Source organism: Vibrio sp. TRT 29B02 (assembly GCF_050113655.1).
In the GTDB taxonomy this organism is placed as follows: Bacteria; Pseudomonadota; Gammaproteobacteria; order Enterobacterales; family Vibrionaceae; genus Vibrio.
The window spans coordinates 251255-268943 of record NZ_JBNJOJ010000001.1 but is presented as its reverse complement, the minus strand read 5'-3'; the positions used below and the strand labels follow the sequence as shown (position 1 = coordinate 268943).

Sequence of the window (17689 nt, the reverse complement as noted above, 5' to 3'; positions counted from 1 at the left end):
GCATTATCATTTAGATTTGTAACCATGTACCGCTGATTTACGTTTTTTACATTTATCAAAGAATGGTAAGCTTGCACGCTGATAGAAAAGTCAGGCTGATCAGTGAATCCCACAAACTCGACGCTAAAGTATCAAACTCGTCCTGTTGACTCAGGGACGGGTTACCCATCGCCAAATTCTTGGGCGATTTTTATAAATCGATCTTCTTGCTCTATAAAGGCATCAATCACCTCGGGGTCAAAATGACTCCCTCCCCCCTGCATGATGATATTTTTGGCGTCTTGATGAGTCATTGGCTCTTTATATACACGCCGACATCTCAACGCATCATAGACATCTGCTAGCGCCATCAAACGAGCGCTGAGTGGAATTTGTTCACCACTATAGTGATTTGGGTACCCTGAACCATCCCACTTTTCGTGATGACCATAGGCGATCTCTTTGGCTACAGTGATCAAATCATTGCGGGCACCTGACAACTGCTCTGCCTTCTCCAAAGCTATCAGTCCCAGTGTCGTATGCCCTTTCATGATTTCGAACTCTTCATCGGTCAGTTTTCCCGGTTTGAGTAAAATCGAATCGACAATTCCTACCTTTCCAATATCGTGTAGTGGTGCTGCCTTGAAATAGGTATCAATCACCTTAGGTGTCAGCCATTCACTGTACTGAGATTTCTCAGCGAGTTTTTCAGCTAGGAGCTTTACGTAGTGCTGGGTACGCAAAATATGATTGCCTGTTTCAGGATCTCGAGTTTCAGCGAGGCTTGCGAGGGCAAAAACGACCGCATCCTGCATTCTGTCAAGTTCATAGGAGCGCTTTAGGACTTCTTTCTCTAGGTACCCATTTTGGCCGAGGAGAATATCTTTTGAGCGCTTATTTTGCAGATGAGTTCTCACCCGTGAGCGCAATAAAGGTATGCTAACGGGCTTATGAATGTAGTCAGCCGCCCCAAGTTCAAATCCTAGTTTTTCATCTTCAGGAGAGCTTTTTCCTGTAAGAAATATCACTGGAATATGACGTGTACTGTGATTACTGGTGATCGCTCGGATAACGTCATATCCAGTCATATTTGGCATAACGATATCGAGTAAAACCAGATCGATAGCGAAATTCTCAACGATATTAAGCGCCATCTCCCCACTCTTGGCCGCTTTTACATGGTAACTCCCTTTCAACCCTTGAGCCATAAACGCTAGGTTGTCAGCACAGTCATCAACGATCAGCACTGTGCAGTCACTCAGGTTTTCAATGGCCATACGAAATTTCCCAAAACATTTTGTAGACTAGAATAACAATAGGTAAGCTTATAAATAACTATAGACAAGTCGTTGTTACTTGCACTGCTATCTACTCAGGGAAGGAAATCAATGCGTTCAATTCGCACACTATTTATGCTGCTCTTCCTAATAATGGGAGCCTGCGCTGTGGCCATGTCTGTGGTTACGGATAAAGTTTCAGAAATGCGTTTACAAAGTCACACCTATCTAAATGACTTACATCGCTTCTACCGACTTTCACAAGAACTCAAACAAAGCTCAGATCACCTTACAAAATTTGCCAGAGCGTACGCAGTGACAGGTGATGAGCGTTGGGAAGAAATGTTTAATCAAGTCCTTGCCGTACGCAATGGCGAAGCGGCGATGCCGATAGGCAATGAATATGAATACTGGGACTTAGTAGCAAATTCAACCGAGCCGTTCCCCTCAACCAGTGGGGGGCAAAGTACTCCACAGCTCACCAGATTGAGAGATTCTGGCATCACTGAGGCTGAATTTCTTGAGCTCAAAAGCGCTCTCTTGCTGTCAGATGGCTTAGTCAATCTTGAGCGTGAAGCCTTTCTAGCGGTTAAAGGGATAAAAATACTCGAACAAGGGCAAGAAATAGACACCGGTATACCCGATCTTCAATACGCACAGTCACTGCTGTACAGCAAAAAATACTTTGCCGAAAAAGCCAAAATCATGCGAGCCGTCGGTTCTGCTCACAAAGCGATCGTTTATCGAATTGAAAACAGTATCAATAACTTCGACCGAAAAGCACTCGAATACCGGAATATGTATCTCACATTAATGACCATATTGCTGGCGTCGATCGCTCTTTCATTCGCTTTGCTGTGGCACCTCTACATTAGCCCTGTCAGTCGTTTATTAAAAACGGTGGTTCATCAAGTCAAAGAGAAAAACTATGCCTTTACTATTACTCAAAAAGCCTATGCGGAACTGCAACATTTCATCGATAGTCTGAACGTCGTTTTTCATCATATAACAGAGCAACTCAATCAAAATACGCTATTCAAAGACTTCAATATTGTCCTGAGAACCAGTCAATCGACGCTCGACCTATGCCAAGAAGTGACCCAGTTTCTTCTCCATCAATTTCCAATTCAACAAATCGGTCTCTCCTTGTATCGAGATAATCAGTTAGTTCGAGTGGCAGGTGCTGGCTACGATGGAACACAAGCGAGCCATATTTCAGACACCAGTTCTACGGAGTTAAGCGTTCTTCTTTCCGGTAAGCCCTACAGCATGACAGCGCTGGCGGGCAAATACACCATGCCAGTCAGCGGTGGCAGCCTAGAACTCAATGAACTCTACTACTTCCCTCTTTGTGTTAACGAACAACCTGTCGCCTTACTCGAAGTCGGTACCATCAGTGAATTAAATGAAATCCAGTATCGGTGGCTGACTCAAATGCTCGATGATTTGGCCGTCAGCATCCAACTGAGCCAAAACATCGAACTACAGAGAAAAGCCGAACAAAAAGTACTGGAACAATCTCAGCTCAACCAAGAGATCTTAAATGCGACCCCCAACCCGATGTACTGCCTGTCCCCACAAGGCAAATACCTGACCGTCAACGCCAAGTTCAGCGAGTTATGTGGCTTGCCAATGCAAGATATTGTTGGCAAGACCCCCTTAGAAGTATTTAGCCAACAAGATGCCTCGCGGTGCTTTAACGATACGCATCAGGAGTTATTTCTCCAGCAAGGAAGTAAAAACTACGAGTTATCTCTACTCGACCAACACCAACAGGAACGCGACATGCTCGTGTGCGAAGCGTCGTTCAGTAATAGCCAAGGCAAGGTGTCCGGAATTGTCGGCATCTTACTTGACCTAACTGAACGTAAGCAGATGGAAACCGAACTCCGTGACGCTAAAGAGACTGCCGATGCGATGAGCCGTGCTAAAGGTGAGTTTTTAGCGAATATGAGCCACGAGATACGTACACCAATGAACGGTATTTTGGGTATGGTTCACCTTGCACTGAATACTGAACTCGATCCCGCCCAGCAGAAATATTTAACTCGCATCAATGAATCTGCGAAAAACCTGATTGGCATAGTTAATGACATCCTCGACTTCTCGAAAATAGAAGTGGGTAAATTGAACATAGAGACCATCGACTTTAGTTTGGATGAGGTATTTGAAAACCTGATCAATGTTATATCGTTTAAAGCACAAGAGAAAAAAATCGAATTTCTACTCGATATTGACCCTCAAGTTCCCGTTGGTTTGATTGGCGACCCACTCCGAATAGGACAAGTGCTGGTAAACCTGTGTGGCAACGCCGTTAAATTTACCGAACAAGGCGAAGTGGTGGTGTCTGTACGTCGTGAATTAGTCACCGAACGCGAGGTGGTTCTTCATTTTGCGGTCAAGGATACTGGCATTGGCATCGACAAAGATAAAATCAACCACCTATTCGATGCGTTTTCTCAGGCGGATAGCAGCATCACTCGGCAGTTTGGCGGAACCGGTCTGGGACTCAGTATCAGCAAACAACTGGTTGAGTTGATGGGTGGGCAATTGAGTGTCAGCAGTACTCCAAGTGTTGGTTCAACGTTCGCATTTACCATCACATGTGGCCTGCAAGAGGCCAAAATGCGTGATATATCCAAGCCTATCGCCGGACTGGCTGGTAAGCGAGCCTTAGTGATTGATGATAACGACTCCGCCCGAAATATTTTAGTCACCTTGCTAAGTGCGATGCACTTCGAAGCCAAAGCGGTAAGTAACGGTTTTGAAGCGCTTGATGAAATGCGACAAAGCCAATTTGACCTACTATTCGTTGACTGGAACATGCCTGGTTTAAATGGCGTTGAACTTCTACAAACTGCGCAAAAAGAACGGCTACTCGAACGTTCAAAACGTTTCCTCGTCACCGCTTACGGTCGTGAAATTTCGTTAGACCAAACGACGTCAAAACTTATTGATTCTCTGATTGTAAAACCCGTCAATCCTTCCAACCTTCTCGATGCAATCATGAACAGTTTTGGCATTGAACAAGCCACTCGCAACCATCATGCTAATCATCTCGAAAAGCCCGTATTTGATGGACAAACCGTGCTATTAGTTGAAGATAACGAGGTAAATCAAGAAGTGGCTTTAGGTCTACTCAACGGTACTAATCTCAGTGTAGTGACCGCTGAAAATGGTCAACAAGCGATCGACATTCTTGAACAAAAAGCGGTGGACTTGGTTCTTATGGACATGCAGATGCCGGTCTTAGATGGTATCTCTGCCACTGAACAGATCAGACGCAATCCAAAATGGCAAAATCTCCCCATTATCGCCATGACCGCCAATGCCATGCAGAGTGATGTTAGACGCTGTATCGATGCAGGCATGAACTCTCATCTCGCTAAACCTATCAATGTGCACAACCTTTATCAAGCTCTGGTTCAATATCTGTCATCACAGCAACCGAACGATGAATTGTTACAAGAAGAAAAAAACGTCTCTCCCGCCGTTGATTCTGAACTGCCTAGCCTATCGGGCATCAACGTTGAGCAAGCCATTTATGATATTGGCGGTGACAAAGAGAGTTATTTTACCATTTTAGGTCGATTCTTAGAGATGCAAAACACAGAGTTATCTATCTTTAAAGAAGTCATTGACAAAGAAGATTGGGACATGGCGGCTCGAATGGCCCACTCGCTAAAAGGATCTTCGGCTAACTTAGGAGTCAAACTTGTCTCTCAACTTGCGGCTAATATGGAACGCCGCATCCGAGAACAAGATAAGTCTGCACTGGGCGAGCTGGAAGTGTGCGCAGAGTTGATTAAAAAGCTAAACGCTGAATTGGCACAGTGGCATGCAAATCGGACACCAAGCGAGGTGAAAACAGAGACCGATCCAATCGAACTCTACCAACGTTTGGTCAGCTTAGTGGAAGCGTATGATGTTGAGGCGCTGAGCATAGTTCAAGATACCCAGCAATTCGGGATTTGGACCGAAGAGCAGAAGCTTCAATTCATTGATGCTATTGAAGGATTTGAATTTGAATTGGCCAAACAGCTGCTTGACCAGTTCCCTAAACCATAACAAATAATGACAGGTAAAGAGCAGTAACCTTAAGTTATAAAACACCGTCAGTTGATTCATCGTAAAAAAGGGATCAATACAATGAACATTAACAATACAATGAAGCTGGTGTTTGGGGTCATCGCCTTAGGCATTATCATCAGTGTCATCACCGTTTTTCAGCTTAACGGCCTATTGCAGAAAGTGGATGATATGGCACAAGTTCGTTACCAGTCCTATCAAGCTGCTGATGAATTACGTCAAAGCTCTGATGACTTAACTCGTTTAGGCCGCACCTATGTCCTAACTGCTGATGATACCTACGAAAAAATGTATATGGACATTCTGGCTATCCGCAACGGCCAAAAACCACGCCCAGAAAATTATCACACAATCTATTGGGACTTAGTGTTGAGCTATGGACAGAAACCAAAACCTGACGGCCAGAGAATATCTCTGCAACAGATGATGGAAAATCTAGGCTTCACCCAATCTGAATTCAAGTTGTTAAAACAAGCACAGCAAAACTCAGATGCTCTGGTCAACATGGAAGTCAAAGCGATGAACGCGGTTAAAGGGCTGTATCCGGATAGCTCAGGCAACTATACCCAAAAGGGTGAGCCCGACTTAGCAATGGCCGCGGCACTTTTGCATAGTAAGGAATATCATCAAGAGAAAGCCAAGATCATGGCACCTATCGATACGTTTTTCCAAGAACTCGAAGCGCGAACCAATCGACAGTTTGAGATGGCAGCTCAAGAAGTTCAAACCACCGTTTTGATAGGTAATATTTCATTGATCGCTGTATTTGTTATCGCAATGATTGGCTATGTATTGGTCAATCGCCGCGTGGTAAAACCGATAGACCAAATGGCGACCTTATTGCAACAAGTCGATACCAACTCTGATCTCACCCTTCGTGTCGACGATAAGAGCAATAACGAACTCGGCATCATTGGGAACACGATTAACAAAGTCCTAGAGAGCTACGCGAAAACCATCAGCAAAATCAATCAAGTTAACGCCACTATTTCGACCATTTCGCAGTCGATTCAATCCATCACTCAACGCAACATTGATATGGCAGGCCAACAGAACCAAGAAATGGAGATGGCGGCGACAGCCATGGAAGAGATGACCACGGCGTTATCCAATGTTGCCGAGAGCACCAATATGGCCGAACAGTATGCAGGGAGCGCGGAAAAAGAAGCATCAACGAGTAAAGAAGTGTTTGATAAGACATCCAATGAATTCACTCAACTAGAGGGAGAATTCACTAATACCTCACATATCATTCAACAACTTGCCGAAGAGTCAAATAATGTCGGGAATGTTCTGGACGTGATCAAGGCGATAGCCGAGCAGACAAACCTTCTGGCGCTCAATGCGGCAATCGAAGCGGCGCGCGCCGGTGAACAAGGACGAGGCTTTGCAGTGGTTGCCGATGAAGTTCGCTCCCTAGCCCAGCGAACCCAAGACTCGACGGGAGAAATCGAAAGCATCATCTCAACACTACAAGAGAAAGCCAAAGAGTCGACCGTCACGATTCACAGCAGTGCTGACAAGATGCAGTCGACACGCTCAAACATGAGCGTTGCCAATGAAGCCCTCAGTACTATTCAAGGCTCGGCGGCAGAAATACACAAGCTCAATACCTCCATTGCCGCCGCCACTGAAGAACAACTCGCCGTCAGTGGTGAAATATCTGGTAATTTGGCCAACATCAAAAACCTTTCGTCTGACATGAGCGAGGCAATCAACCAACTACAACCGATTGTTGTCGACTTGCAGCAAAACGTCGAAGATCTGAATCAAGTGATAGCCCATATTCGCACTTGATTGCTCAACGATTTCTATTTTTAAAGGGCCCTGTGGGCCCTTTACTCATCAATCAAACCTTAAAAAAAGTCGATTGAGGAACGTCCGTTAGCGTTTTTTTTCGCAGGTTTAGACTCGGCCTTTTTCGCTTTATCTTTGTTTTTTGGCGTTTTTTTACTCTGGCTCTTTGGCTGAGACTTAAGTGGCTGCGGCACTTTTTCGACCTTAGCTGGCTTCTCTTGAGGTTCTGTTACAGGCGCATCACAGATCACGACATAGTATTCCTGATTGAATTCAAACAAATCACCGTCATACATCTTACGACGTTTGCGAGTTTCCAGCTCGCCATTTACCGCAACATAACCTTCCGCTATCAAGTGCTTTGCTTCACCACCGCCACCAACAAGGTTAGCGATTTTAAACACTTTATACAGCTCAATTGGCTGTGACGATACTTCAATACCTATCGCTTCAATTTCGATTTCTTCGCCCTGCTCGTAATCCTGGCTCATACCATACCTTGCGGTCATTCACTAATAAAAATGAAAGTCTAATCTCTCAGCGGCGATAAATAAACTAAAGTTAACTATAGAAAGAACAACGCTAAGGTGATGTCGTCTTGAGATGGCTAATAATCGCTCTTTTAAGCAACGCCTGTTGGGCATACTATCCCCCTACTTCCGTAACTGTTTACGGCGATGACTCATACCCACCATACAGTTATTCAGTCGATGGTGAGCTTAGAGGAATCTACGTGGATATTCTATTAGCCGCTTTTGAGAGAATGCCGGAATATCGAATCAAAGTTTCACCCGTTCCTTGGAAAAGAGGGTTGAAGTTGTTAGAAACCGGAGAAGGGTTTGCGCTTTTTCCCCCTTACTACTACCCAGATCAACGCTTATACATCTCTCCTTACTCACACCCAATCCTTGACGAAGAAGTCGTGGTTTACTGTCAGCCAGATCGTGTAAAAGACCGGCAACTCAATGTCTGGCCTGATGATTACCTTGGTTTAACCGTCGGCGTAAACGATTCTTTCGCGTTAGGTGGAAATGAATTCTGGCAACAGGTTAAAAAAGGAACCATTAAACTTATCGAAGCCAAAGGCAATCGCAACAATGTCCTCAACCTGTATAAAAATCGTATTGACTGTTACTTAAACGATCGGCTGTCAATTCTTTGGGAAGTCAAGTTGTTACGTGAAGAAGGCATCATTAGTTCCTCTTGGAAAATGCAATTAGGTAACTCTGTGAGTAGTGAACAAGGCTATGTTGGATTCACCAATCAATCGCCAGATAAATACCCTTACAAAGATGAATTTATTCAACAACTTAACACCATAATCACTTATCTCAAAGAGGATGGAACCATAGATGAGATCCTCGAAAAATATTTAGAGCTATAACGATTAATTGACTTAACTAACCCTGCCATGACAGTTTTTCCGTACTGGAAAGTGTCGCTTTCCCCCTTTTCCGTCAGTTATCTCTTACATTAGCGCCATCGGATTTGAAGGCATGGAAGCATCATTGATTAGAATAACAGCGAGAAAGTAAAATGATGTCCTCAACTCATACGTTAGTGATTGATAGTCAACCAATTATGCGCGAAGCGCTATCTCAACTGCTTTACGAAACCATCCCAAATGTGCAGGTTTTGCAGGCACCTTCAGCAACGTTTGCAATACAGTTGGTCAGAAATCATAACATTAATATGGTGGTGCTTGATGTCGATCTTGAAGGCTCTGATGGATTCGAATTTGTAAGACGCGCACGAGCATATGGATACACTGGACGCATTTTATTTGTTTCGAGTAATAAGCATCCGATGTATTCAGAAACAGCAAAATTGTTAGGGGCTAATGGTTACGTCTCTAAATTAGAAAACACTCTGGTGCTCAAAGAGGCAGTGCTAAGCGTATTACGTGGCCATTCTGTATTCAAAAAAACAGATAACCTCAAGAAGCGCAATACCACTTTGTCAAAGCGAGAAACTGTTGTATTCAATTATCTGATTAAAGGCTACAGCAACAAGAAGATCTCTGAAGTGCTGTCACTAAGCTCAAAAACCATCAGTACTTATAAGGCAAGAATTTTAGATAAATATAAGGTCGATTCCATTGTAGAGTTGATGCGAATTCAACAACACATCCATATCGACCTTAATGAAGCTAGAAAAGATGCTGCTTGACCTTAGACGCTAAGAGTTGATGGAGCGGATTACCATGGTTGACCAATTTGTAATTGGCAACCACTGACGGCGGATGCTTCATCTGCAAATGATCAGGGAGCGCAGTGACGCAATATTTTTCATGCAACTGAGTGTGGTTTGTATAAGGGAGTAATGTTGCGCACTCAGTACACTCAAGAACATCAAATAAACAGGTGATATTATCTACCGTCGCAAAGGTGTTGATTTCTATTCCCTGCTCTTCCAATGCTATGTTTGTCACCGCTTTGGTATCTTGCCAACCTTTCAGCTCCATCATGATATAAGGCATGCGCAGCTTTTCTTCTAATGACCTGTCGGCATAAGGCTTGGCACATATAATTGCCCCTTTGTATTTGCCTAAGTGATGCTGAAAAATCGTTTTGGTTAGCTCTTCGTTGAAGTACTGAACCCCGATATCCAACCGTTCATCAAGAATGTCGGTGATCGATGTTTCATTCCAAGTAGTGATATTGATCTTGGCTTTGGGAAAAATTTCCATCAGATCCAGCAACAAGGCCTTTCCCACTAATGACTGGCCTAGACTGGGTAAAGCTATCGAAATACTTTTATCGTATAAGGCAGGGTTAAACTCTTCACGCTGTACCGCCTCATCAATCATATCAAGACCTGCGGTAATTTTAGGCAGCAAATTGGTTGTATATTCGGTCGGTTCGAATTCAAACGCCCCTCTGACGAACAGCGGATCGCCTAGTTGCTCTCTGAGTTTGGCCAAATACTTGCTCACCGCACTTTCTGTTTTCCCCAGTTCTTTCGCAACCGGTTTCAATTGACGGTGTTTATCAAGCAGCGGAAGTACTTTAAGGAGATTAAGATCAAGCTGTGATTTCATAGTGTATCCTGTGCTCCAATGCAGACTCTTCGACCAAACTGCAATTAGGTCTCTATCTTGTATTTATCCGTCAGTATAGCGAGGAAAAATCATAAAAACAGCTACTTATGTTCTCTGCATAGCGCCTATTTGTAAAATAAAATGCGGTCTTTTCAGCCAACAAGCCTGCACTTTGTCATCACTAGCATGCAATTAATCAAACTGTCACTATTTTTTGGTTATGTTGCCAACGCCAGCCAACGTTTTTAATCTATTGACAATTATTGCGAGCCATCTGCTAGAGATTCATCTTAATTTCATGTATTACTGAAAATATGCGTAAGAAAGAATTTTTATAGAATATAGATTTGACCGAGCAATGGTCTTATAGGTAACTAAGCCACAAATGTCACAATCAATGAAAAGCATCAATCCGCGTCCTAGAATCACACTTGTCTCAGAGATTAGTGTCGAAACGGCTGAGTCAGATTCACATCAGCCGAGCATCCTAAGTGGTGCCGAGTTAGATGAATTGATGGATAATCATTTTCAACATGTGGTAGACGTTCTGAATGACGGTATTTTCTATATGTCTGATACCGAACATGTCTGCTTCTATAACCCATCATTTTACGCCCGATTTGGTGTTGAGTCAGGGCATACCTGTCTACAAACTTGGCTTGATCTTGTCCATCCCCTCGACAAAGTCGCCTTGTCTGAACGCGTCGACGAGCATATTCAAGAAGATGAGTCTCGTGTCACCGTCGAATATCGAGTGCGCTGTACTAACGGTCAATACACATGGCTGGAAGGTACCGCCATCACCAAAACGGTAAAAGGGCATCGCTTCATGATTGGTTGCCACAAAGACATTTCCGACAGAAAACTCATGGAAACGTATGTGCAGCAATCTTCCTTGCGTGATGGGCCTACAGGACTGTCCAACGAGCAAAAGCTTGCTCTTGACCTTGATAACATCAAGGGAGTCACAACGCAGTCACACCATCTTGTATATATTCAAGCAGGCAATGCTCGATCAGACCAAACGCTTTATGGTTCGCAGATAATGCGCAATCTACTTTCTCACTTCACGATGATTTTAGGTGAGTTCCCAGACCAATTTGTCGATATATACCGGATTCAATCACACGACTTTGCCATTCTGGTGCGGGGTCAGTACGACAACAGTGAGCTAAAAGACCTTGCTCAGCGGATGTGTCAAGCCTATCAAGACTCAGTGGAAGCCATCGATTTCCTATACACGACCGACATCAGCATCGGCATCTACCCCAATATTTGTGATAAGTTAGCCGTCGATGAGTTGGTCAAAGTTGCTGCAAAAACCAGTCAATACGCAGCGACCAAGCGTGACAACTACATTCGTATTTATGCCGGAAACACCAAAAATCAGGTTGACCGGCATTTTTATATCGAGCAAGAACTTGGCAACGCAATCAAAAAGCGCAAGCTGTCCGTCAAATTCCAACCGATCATTTGTACTAAACACAATGTCGTTGCAAGCTTTGAAAGCTTAGTACGCTGGAAAAGCGGCCAGCACGGTGAAATTTATCCTGACGAGTTCATTAGTGTGGCTGAACGAAAAGGCTTAATTAGTGAGCTGGGCTATTTGGTATTTGACGAGGCGTGTCGCTTCATCAACCAATACCAGCAGACCCACACAGAGTCGATTAAAGTCAACGTCAATGTCTCTGTTTTGCAGTTACTTAGCCAGCAATTTCCAGACGAACTCAAGCAGTTAATCGATAAACACAATGTTTCCGCAAGCTCCATTGTGCTTGAGTTAACAGAAACCATCATACTGGACGACAATAAAAGTGCGATTGCCCAGCTACATCGCCTCAATGGCTTAGGCTTTCAGTTATCGCTTGATGATTTTGGCGCCGGCTATAGTTCATTAAACAGCTTTTTCGATTTGCCTCTGTCGCAAATCAAAATCGATAAATCCATTGCATGGCGTTCAATGGAAAACCCCGTCACCTTTGAGTACCTCTCTTTCATCACTAAGCTCTGTACCACTTACAATATCGATATCGTGATAGAAGGTATTGAAAATGCCGCGATGCAAAAGGTCTTCACCGATATGGGTGCCTCCTATTTACAAGGCTATTGGTTTTCAAAACCGCTCTCTATCGCCAGCGCTAGCCACTATACGACCGTCTAATCGAACGTCTCAGCTATGAGATATATTCACTCAAATCATAATTCAATTTGACTAATCAACTTTAGTTGTAGAAAATCTCACCGTTTTAATAATGAGATGTTCCATTGCCTCGCAGGATCGCGATTTACTGGCAGCGACGTGTTACGAAGCTCAGCTTCGAGTTCATGGATAGACATACACGGAGTCCGATGTTTTTACATCGAGCTCTCAGGACACAGAGATATCAAATTCATTGTTTCTGGAGTAATAAGTGTCTAATTCGATTCGTACTTTGTTCAGTGCAGCTCTGTCTGCATCTTTAATGTTTTCGCCAATCGCTTCTGCTGAAAGCAATAGCGCGCTATGGTTTGAGCACACAGATATTCAACTACCAGCTCGCACTTCAGTCGCGCAGCTGGAAAACGGCCTACGTTACATCATCCTACCGACCACCAAGACCAGCGATGAAGTATCGATTCGCGTGCGAGTGGGATCTGGGGTTGCACAAGAGCCGGCCGACTACCCACTAGCAAGAATTACCGCACTGAACTCAATTTCAGGTACAGACTGGCTTGCAACCTCTGGTTATCAGCAAACGGTATTCAGCCTAGATCTTGCTCATGGCACCGATGCAGACATTGGTCGTGCGCTTGACCTGATTCGCTCTGGATTAACAACACAGATCCAAACATCACAAGTTTCAGAATTACTGGTAAAAGGTCAATCGTCGCTAACAGATATTGACCAAATTATCGCAGCGAAACAGTTACAGCCGTTGGCAGTTGATCAGCACTGGTCAGCACTCGATGCGGAAACTTTGGCCGATACCCCTCTCTCCTCAGTGCATGATTTTCAAGCTCAACAATATATACCGCAGAACATTACTGTGGTCATTGCCGGTGCGGTTAGCCCTCGCTCAGCAGCGAATCTGATTGACAAAAGTTTCGCAGACTGGAAAGCAAACAAGAGCGCATCAACTCACTCTCTAGCTGCCTTTACCGCCACGCCAGTCACGGCTCAGTCTGTCGCCAATGATTCCTCAGTATCAATCAGCAGCTTGAAGTCGGTTCATAACCAAACAGACAGCAAAGCGTTAAGAAAAGATATGCTGGTTGCAACCTTAGCCAATAAGTTACTTGAACAACGTATTGAGAATGCATTGCAACAGCAGCACTCATTAGCCAAAGTTGTGGTTGATAATCAGCTTGTATTTAACCATAAGCTGCTCTCTCAAATTCGATTAACGGATTTAGACGTTAATGAACGCAGCAAGGCACAACAAATCGTACAAGCAGAAATTAAACGTGCCATTGCCAGTGGTTTTACTCAGACCGAGTATGAAATGGTGGTAAGCCAAGTTCGTGAACAGCTACAGCGTAAAACTCGTCGACAAAATGCCGATTACACCGCGCAACAAGCTGATCGTCTGATCGAAGCAGTCAACTCTGGCTCAGTCTATACGGCACCGTCATACGATCTTGATCTGCTCAACTTCCATGTAGCTCATCTCAACGAGTTGGATGTGAGTAAAGAGCTGGCAAAAATCTGGTCTCAAGATGATGCTGTGATTCTTTAATCACAATTGCCCAATTGATGAACAAAGCCGCCAATTATGGCGGCTTTTTGCTACCAGCTTATCTCGGGAAATTCATAAACTCGACAACTCAACTAGATGGCGGGTGTATTCCTGTTGTGGATGACTAAATAGAGCCTGCGTCTCTCCTTGCTCCACCACGAGTCCTTGCTTCATCACAATGGTGTAGTGACACAAAGATTTCACGACATTGAGATCATGGCTAATAAACAGGTAGGTCAGATGATATTTTTCTTGCAGAGATTTTAATAGATCAAGCACCTGAGCTTGTACCGTTCGATCCAGTGAAGAGGTCGGTTCATCAAGTAGAATAAACTCTGGCTTCAAAATCAGCGCGCGTGCAATCGCAATACGTTGACGTTGACCCCCCGAAAATTCATTGGGATAACGGTGACGAGTTTCAGGATCAAGATCCACCTCTCTCATCACTTCGCATATCAAGGCATCAATTTCTGATTCGTCATATTGCTGATGAACTCGTAAGCCTTCACCAATAACTTGAGCAACCGACATCCTTGGGTTGAGCGCAGAAAACGGGTCTTGGAAAACCACTTGCATTTTACTGCGGTAAGGGAGCATACCTTTACGATCCAAACCTTGTAATTCGCACCCTTGATAAGAGATTGAACCTTCAGATTTTATCAGCTTTAGGATTGCCATTCCTGTGGTCGATTTACCCGAGCCGCTCTCCCCAACAAGTCCAATAGAATAGCCCTTTTTAAGGGTAAAATTCATATCGGTGACAGCTTTAATATGTGAAACCACCCGTTTAAAAATGCCACCAGTGAGTGGAAACCAAACCCGCAACGATTTGACGTTCAATAGAGGCTCTGCGTTGTCGTCAACGTTTGCCGGCAAACCTCTCGGGTCAGAGTTAATCAGAGTCTGAGTGTATGGGTGCTCTGGGGCACTAAATACCTGTTGGCACTCCCCGACCTCAACCAATGCGCCATCTTGCATCACAGCCACTCTGTCTGCAATTCGCTTTACAATGCTGAGGTCATGAGTGATAAACAACATCGCCATCCCTAACTCTTGCTGGAGCTCTTTCAGCAAATCGAGTATCTGAGCTTGGACGGAAACATCCAGCGCGGTTGTTGGCTCGTCGGCAATGAGCAGTTCAGGTTCATTGATTAGCGCCATTGCAATCATCACTCGCTGACGTTCACCGCCAGAGAGTTCGTGTGGATAGGACAAAATCTTTTGCTCTGGATGGCGTATTCCTACTTTTTCTAGCCATTCAATCGCCAGCGGTTCTGCGTGACGGGTTCTCATCCCACGATGGATTGAGAGGGTTTCGACTAACTGCTTACCAATTTTATGCAGCGGATTTAGCGATACCATTGGTTCTTGAAAGATCATGCCAATGCGCCCACCACGAATGCCTCTAAGTTCACGTTCAGAACACGAGAGAATATCGACACCATTAAAGTCAATTGAGCCATTAAGGTAATGAGATGAGCCTTTAGGCAGCAGCTTTAACACTGAGTTGGCGGTCACCGACTTGCCGGAACCACTCTCACCCACCAGCGCCAATGTTTCCCCTTTACGGATAGATAAAGAGACATCATGAGTCACTTGCTGAATGCTATTTTTTTGCCCAAAGCCCACCGACAGATTCTCAATGGTGAGTACCGTTTGATTCATGGTTACCTTCCTTGATGGTGAGGGTCAAAGGCATCACGTACTGCTTCGCCAATGAAAACAAGCAGGGTTAGCATCACAGACAGTACAAAGAATGCAGAAAAGCCAAGCCACGGCGCTTGCAGGTTTGCCTTACCCTGTGCAAGCAGCTCCCCCAGCGAAGGAGAGCCTGCCGGTAACCCAAATCCCAAAAAGTCGAGCGAGGTAAGTGTCGTGACTGAACCAGAAAGAATAAACGGCATCATGGTTAGCGAGGCGACCATAGCATTGGGTAACATATGACGGAGCATGATACGTTTATCATCGACACCCATCGCCTGCGCAGCGCGAACATAATCAAAATTGCGGCAACGCAGAAACTCCGCCCTCACGACACCAACTAAACTCATCCAACTGAAAGCCACCATGATGCCTAACAACCACCAGAAATTCGGTTCAACAAAGCTTGAGAGAATAATCAGTAGAAATAAGGTCGGCATGCCTGACCAAACTTCGATAAAACGTTGACCAAATAGGTCGAGCCAACCGCCGTAATATCCCTGAGTTGCCCCGACCGCAACACCAATGATGCTTGAAACGATCGTTAATACAAATCCAAACAACACCGAAATGCGAAAGCCATATATCACACGGGCAAGGACATCTCGTCCTTTGTCATCGGTTCCAAGCCAGTTAACGCTATCAGGTGCTGAAGGCACACTACCATCAATATTGAAATTGATAGTATCGTAGCTAAATCGAATCAACGGCCAGACAATATAGCCCTTATCCTCAATCAATTCGATCACATAGGGGTCGGTATAATCGGCTTCGGTTTCAAACTCTCCGCCAAATTCAGTTTCAGCATATTGATTGACGATCGGCAAATACCACTTGTTGTTGTACTCCACCAGCAAGGGCTTGTCATTGGCAATGACTTCAGCCAATAAGCTGATCACAAATAGCGCTGTGAATATCCACATCGACCAGAAGCCACGTTTATTGGCCTTAAATCTTTGCCATCGCGCCTGATTTAGCGGGTTCTTACTACGACGAAACATCAACGTGCCTCAAAATCAATTCGTGGGTCAACCCAGGTATAGGTCAAATCAGAGATGATGCTCAGCACAAGACCAAGCAATGTCATTATGTACAGTGAGCTGAATACAACTGGATAGTCCCGTTGAATGGTCGATTCAAAGCCAAGTAAACCAATCCCTTCCAACGAAAACATGACTTCAATCAGCATCGACCCAGTAAAGAAAATACTGATAAAAGCAGCAGGAAAACCCGCGATGATGATCAACATAGCGTTGCGAAAGACATGTTTATAAAGGATGTCACGCTCATCGAGACCCTTTGCACGTGCTGTCACCACATATTGCTTGTTGATTTCATCAAGAAACGAGTTTTTAGTTAGCATGCTCAAGGTGGCAAAACCACCTATCACCATAGCGAAGATAGGTAAGGCCAAATGCCAAAAGTAATCGGCAATCTGTTGATACCATGTCAGTTGATCGAAGTTACTCGATACGAGTCCTCGCAGTGGAAACCAGCTAAAGTAATTGCCGCTAGCAAATAGGATAATCAAAATGATCGCAAACAAAAATCCCGGTATCGCATAGCCGATAATAACAACAGCACTCGACCAAATATCAAAACGGCTACCATGATGAATCGCTTTAAGAACACCAAGAGGAATGGAGATTAAATAGATAATCAACGTACTCCATAAGCCTAACGATATCGAAACGGGTAACCTTTCGACAATTAGGTCAATGACATTACCGCCCTTAAACAAACTTTCACCAAAATTGAACGTAGCGTAGTTTTTGAGCATATCAAAGTAACGCTCATGGATCGGTTTATCAAAGCCGAACTGTTTTTTGAGGGCTTCGACGACTTCAGGGTCTAAGCCTCTAGAGCCTTTGTATCCGGTAGCCCCCGCTTCATCGCCGACACTGAGTTCCACTTCATTTCCGCCGCCTGAGAAGCGTTCCATAATGCCTGAAGAGTGCCCTTCTAGTTGAGCTATTGCCTGTTCGACAGGACCGCCGGGAGCAATTTGTATGATAAAAAAATTAATAGTAATGATCGCCCAAAGCGTGGGGATCACCAGCAACAAACGTCTGAATATATACGCTGCCATT

General features: G+C 44.4%; 12 protein-coding genes. 6 read left to right on the top strand and 6 right to left on the bottom strand.

The genetic code is table 11. The annotated features are described in order from the left end of the window. Positions 1 to 161: 161 nt before the first annotated feature. A complete protein-coding gene (locus tag ACQEXT_RS01065) occupies positions 162 to 1256 on the bottom strand; it encodes an HD-GYP domain-containing protein (RefSeq protein WP_426950238.1) in 1095 nt (364 codons plus the stop codon). A 111-nt stretch (positions 1257 to 1367) separates the two neighbouring features. Between ACQEXT_RS01065 and ACQEXT_RS01060 the strand changes: the two genes are divergently transcribed. Further along, positions 1368 to 5324, top strand: a complete 3957-nt coding sequence (locus ACQEXT_RS01060) for a response regulator (protein ID WP_426950236.1) — start codon at positions 1368 to 1370, stop codon at positions 5322 to 5324. An 81-nt stretch (positions 5325 to 5405) separates the two neighbouring features. Next, entirely contained in the window at positions 5406 to 7142 is a 1737-nt protein-coding gene (locus tag ACQEXT_RS01055) for a methyl-accepting chemotaxis protein (protein WP_426950235.1), read from the top strand. Between the two features lie 59 nt (positions 7143 to 7201). On the opposite strand, the gene ACQEXT_RS01050 is transcribed toward ACQEXT_RS01055, so the two are convergent. Beyond that, a complete protein-coding gene (locus ACQEXT_RS01050) occupies positions 7202 to 7633 on the bottom strand; it encodes an RNA-binding S4 domain-containing protein (protein WP_426950234.1) in 432 nt (143 codons plus the stop codon). A 107-nt stretch (positions 7634 to 7740) separates the two neighbouring features. Between ACQEXT_RS01050 and ACQEXT_RS01045 the strand changes: the two genes are divergently transcribed. Both ACQEXT_RS01045 and ACQEXT_RS01040 read left to right on the top strand, forming a co-directional pair. Beyond that, positions 7741 to 8526: a substrate-binding periplasmic protein gene (locus ACQEXT_RS01045; protein ID WP_426950233.1), complete on the top strand. Its 786-nt coding sequence runs from the start codon at positions 7741 to 7743 to the stop codon at positions 8524 to 8526. Positions 8527 to 8678: 152 nt separating this feature from the next. Next, on the top strand, positions 8679 to 9311 hold the full coding sequence (locus tag ACQEXT_RS01040; protein WP_426950232.1) for a response regulator: 633 nt from the start codon (positions 8679 to 8681) through the stop codon (positions 9309 to 9311). Here the strand turns inward: ACQEXT_RS01040 and ACQEXT_RS01035 are convergent. Beyond that, positions 9292 to 10182 (bottom strand): LysR family transcriptional regulator, encoded by an 891-nt coding sequence (locus ACQEXT_RS01035; RefSeq protein ID WP_426950231.1) that lies wholly within the window; start codon positions 10180 to 10182, stop codon positions 9292 to 9294. The genes ACQEXT_RS01040 and ACQEXT_RS01035 overlap by 20 nt on opposite strands. Positions 10183 to 10567: 385 nt before the next feature. Here ACQEXT_RS01035 and ACQEXT_RS01030 point away from each other — a divergent pair, with 385 nt between their 5' ends. After that, a complete protein-coding gene (locus ACQEXT_RS01030) occupies positions 10568 to 12343 on the top strand; it encodes an EAL domain-containing protein (RefSeq protein WP_426950229.1) in 1776 nt (591 codons plus the stop codon). A 250-nt stretch (positions 12344 to 12593) separates the two neighbouring features. Further along, positions 12594 to 13898: an insulinase family protein gene (locus ACQEXT_RS01025; protein WP_426950228.1), complete on the top strand. Its 1305-nt coding sequence runs from the start codon at positions 12594 to 12596 to the stop codon at positions 13896 to 13898. Positions 13899 to 13970: 72 nt separating this feature from the next. Here the strand turns inward: ACQEXT_RS01025 and ACQEXT_RS01020 are convergent, their stop codons facing one another. The 3 genes from ACQEXT_RS01020 to ACQEXT_RS01010 are packed head-to-tail and all read right to left on the bottom strand — an operon-like array spanning position 13971 to position 17688. Next, positions 13971 to 15563 (bottom strand): ABC transporter ATP-binding protein, encoded by a 1593-nt coding sequence (locus ACQEXT_RS01020; RefSeq protein WP_426950226.1) that lies wholly within the window; start codon positions 15561 to 15563, stop codon positions 13971 to 13973. A gap of 2 nt (positions 15564 to 15565) precedes the next feature. Beyond that, positions 15566 to 16600, bottom strand: coding sequence for an ABC transporter permease (locus ACQEXT_RS01015; RefSeq protein ID WP_426950225.1), 1035 nt, complete (start codon positions 16598 to 16600; stop codon positions 15566 to 15568). Then, positions 16600 to 17688 (bottom strand): microcin C ABC transporter permease YejB, encoded by a 1089-nt coding sequence (locus ACQEXT_RS01010; protein ID WP_426950224.1) that lies wholly within the window; start codon positions 17686 to 17688, stop codon positions 16600 to 16602. Before ACQEXT_RS01010 ends, ACQEXT_RS01015 begins: the two co-directional genes overlap by 1 nt. Between the last annotated feature and the right edge of the window lies 1 nt (position 17689).

Excerpts from the sequence above, each read along its gene's own strand:
- ACQEXT_RS01065 (WP_426950238.1), bottom strand. The coding sequence starts at position 1,256 with ATGGCCATTGAAAACCTGAGTGACTGCACAGTGCTGATCGTTGATGAC.
- ACQEXT_RS01060 (WP_426950236.1), top strand. The coding sequence starts at position 1,368 with ATGCGTTCAATTCGCACACTATTTATGCTGCTCTTCCTAATAATGGGA.
- ACQEXT_RS01055 (WP_426950235.1), top strand. The coding sequence starts at position 5,406 with ATGAACATTAACAATACAATGAAGCTGGTGTTTGGGGTCATCGCCTTA.
- ACQEXT_RS01050 (WP_426950234.1), bottom strand. The coding sequence starts at position 7,633 with ATGAGCCAGGATTACGAGCAGGGCGAAGAAATCGAAATTGAAGCGATA.
- ACQEXT_RS01040 (WP_426950232.1), top strand. The coding sequence starts at position 8,679 with ATGATGTCCTCAACTCATACGTTAGTGATTGATAGTCAACCAATTATG.
- ACQEXT_RS01035 (WP_426950231.1), bottom strand. The coding sequence starts at position 10,182 with ATGAAATCACAGCTTGATCTTAATCTCCTTAAAGTACTTCCGCTGCTT.
- ACQEXT_RS01030 (WP_426950229.1), top strand. The coding sequence starts at position 10,568 with ATGTCACAATCAATGAAAAGCATCAATCCGCGTCCTAGAATCACACTT.
- ACQEXT_RS01020 (WP_426950226.1), bottom strand. The coding sequence starts at position 15,563 with ATGAATCAAACGGTACTCACCATTGAGAATCTGTCGGTGGGCTTTGGG.
- ACQEXT_RS01015 (WP_426950225.1), bottom strand. The coding sequence starts at position 16,600 with ATGTTTCGTCGTAGTAAGAACCCGCTAAATCAGGCGCGATGGCAAAGA.
- ACQEXT_RS01010 (WP_426950224.1), bottom strand. The coding sequence starts at position 17,688 with ATGGCAGCGTATATATTCAGACGTTTGTTGCTGGTGATCCCCACGCTT.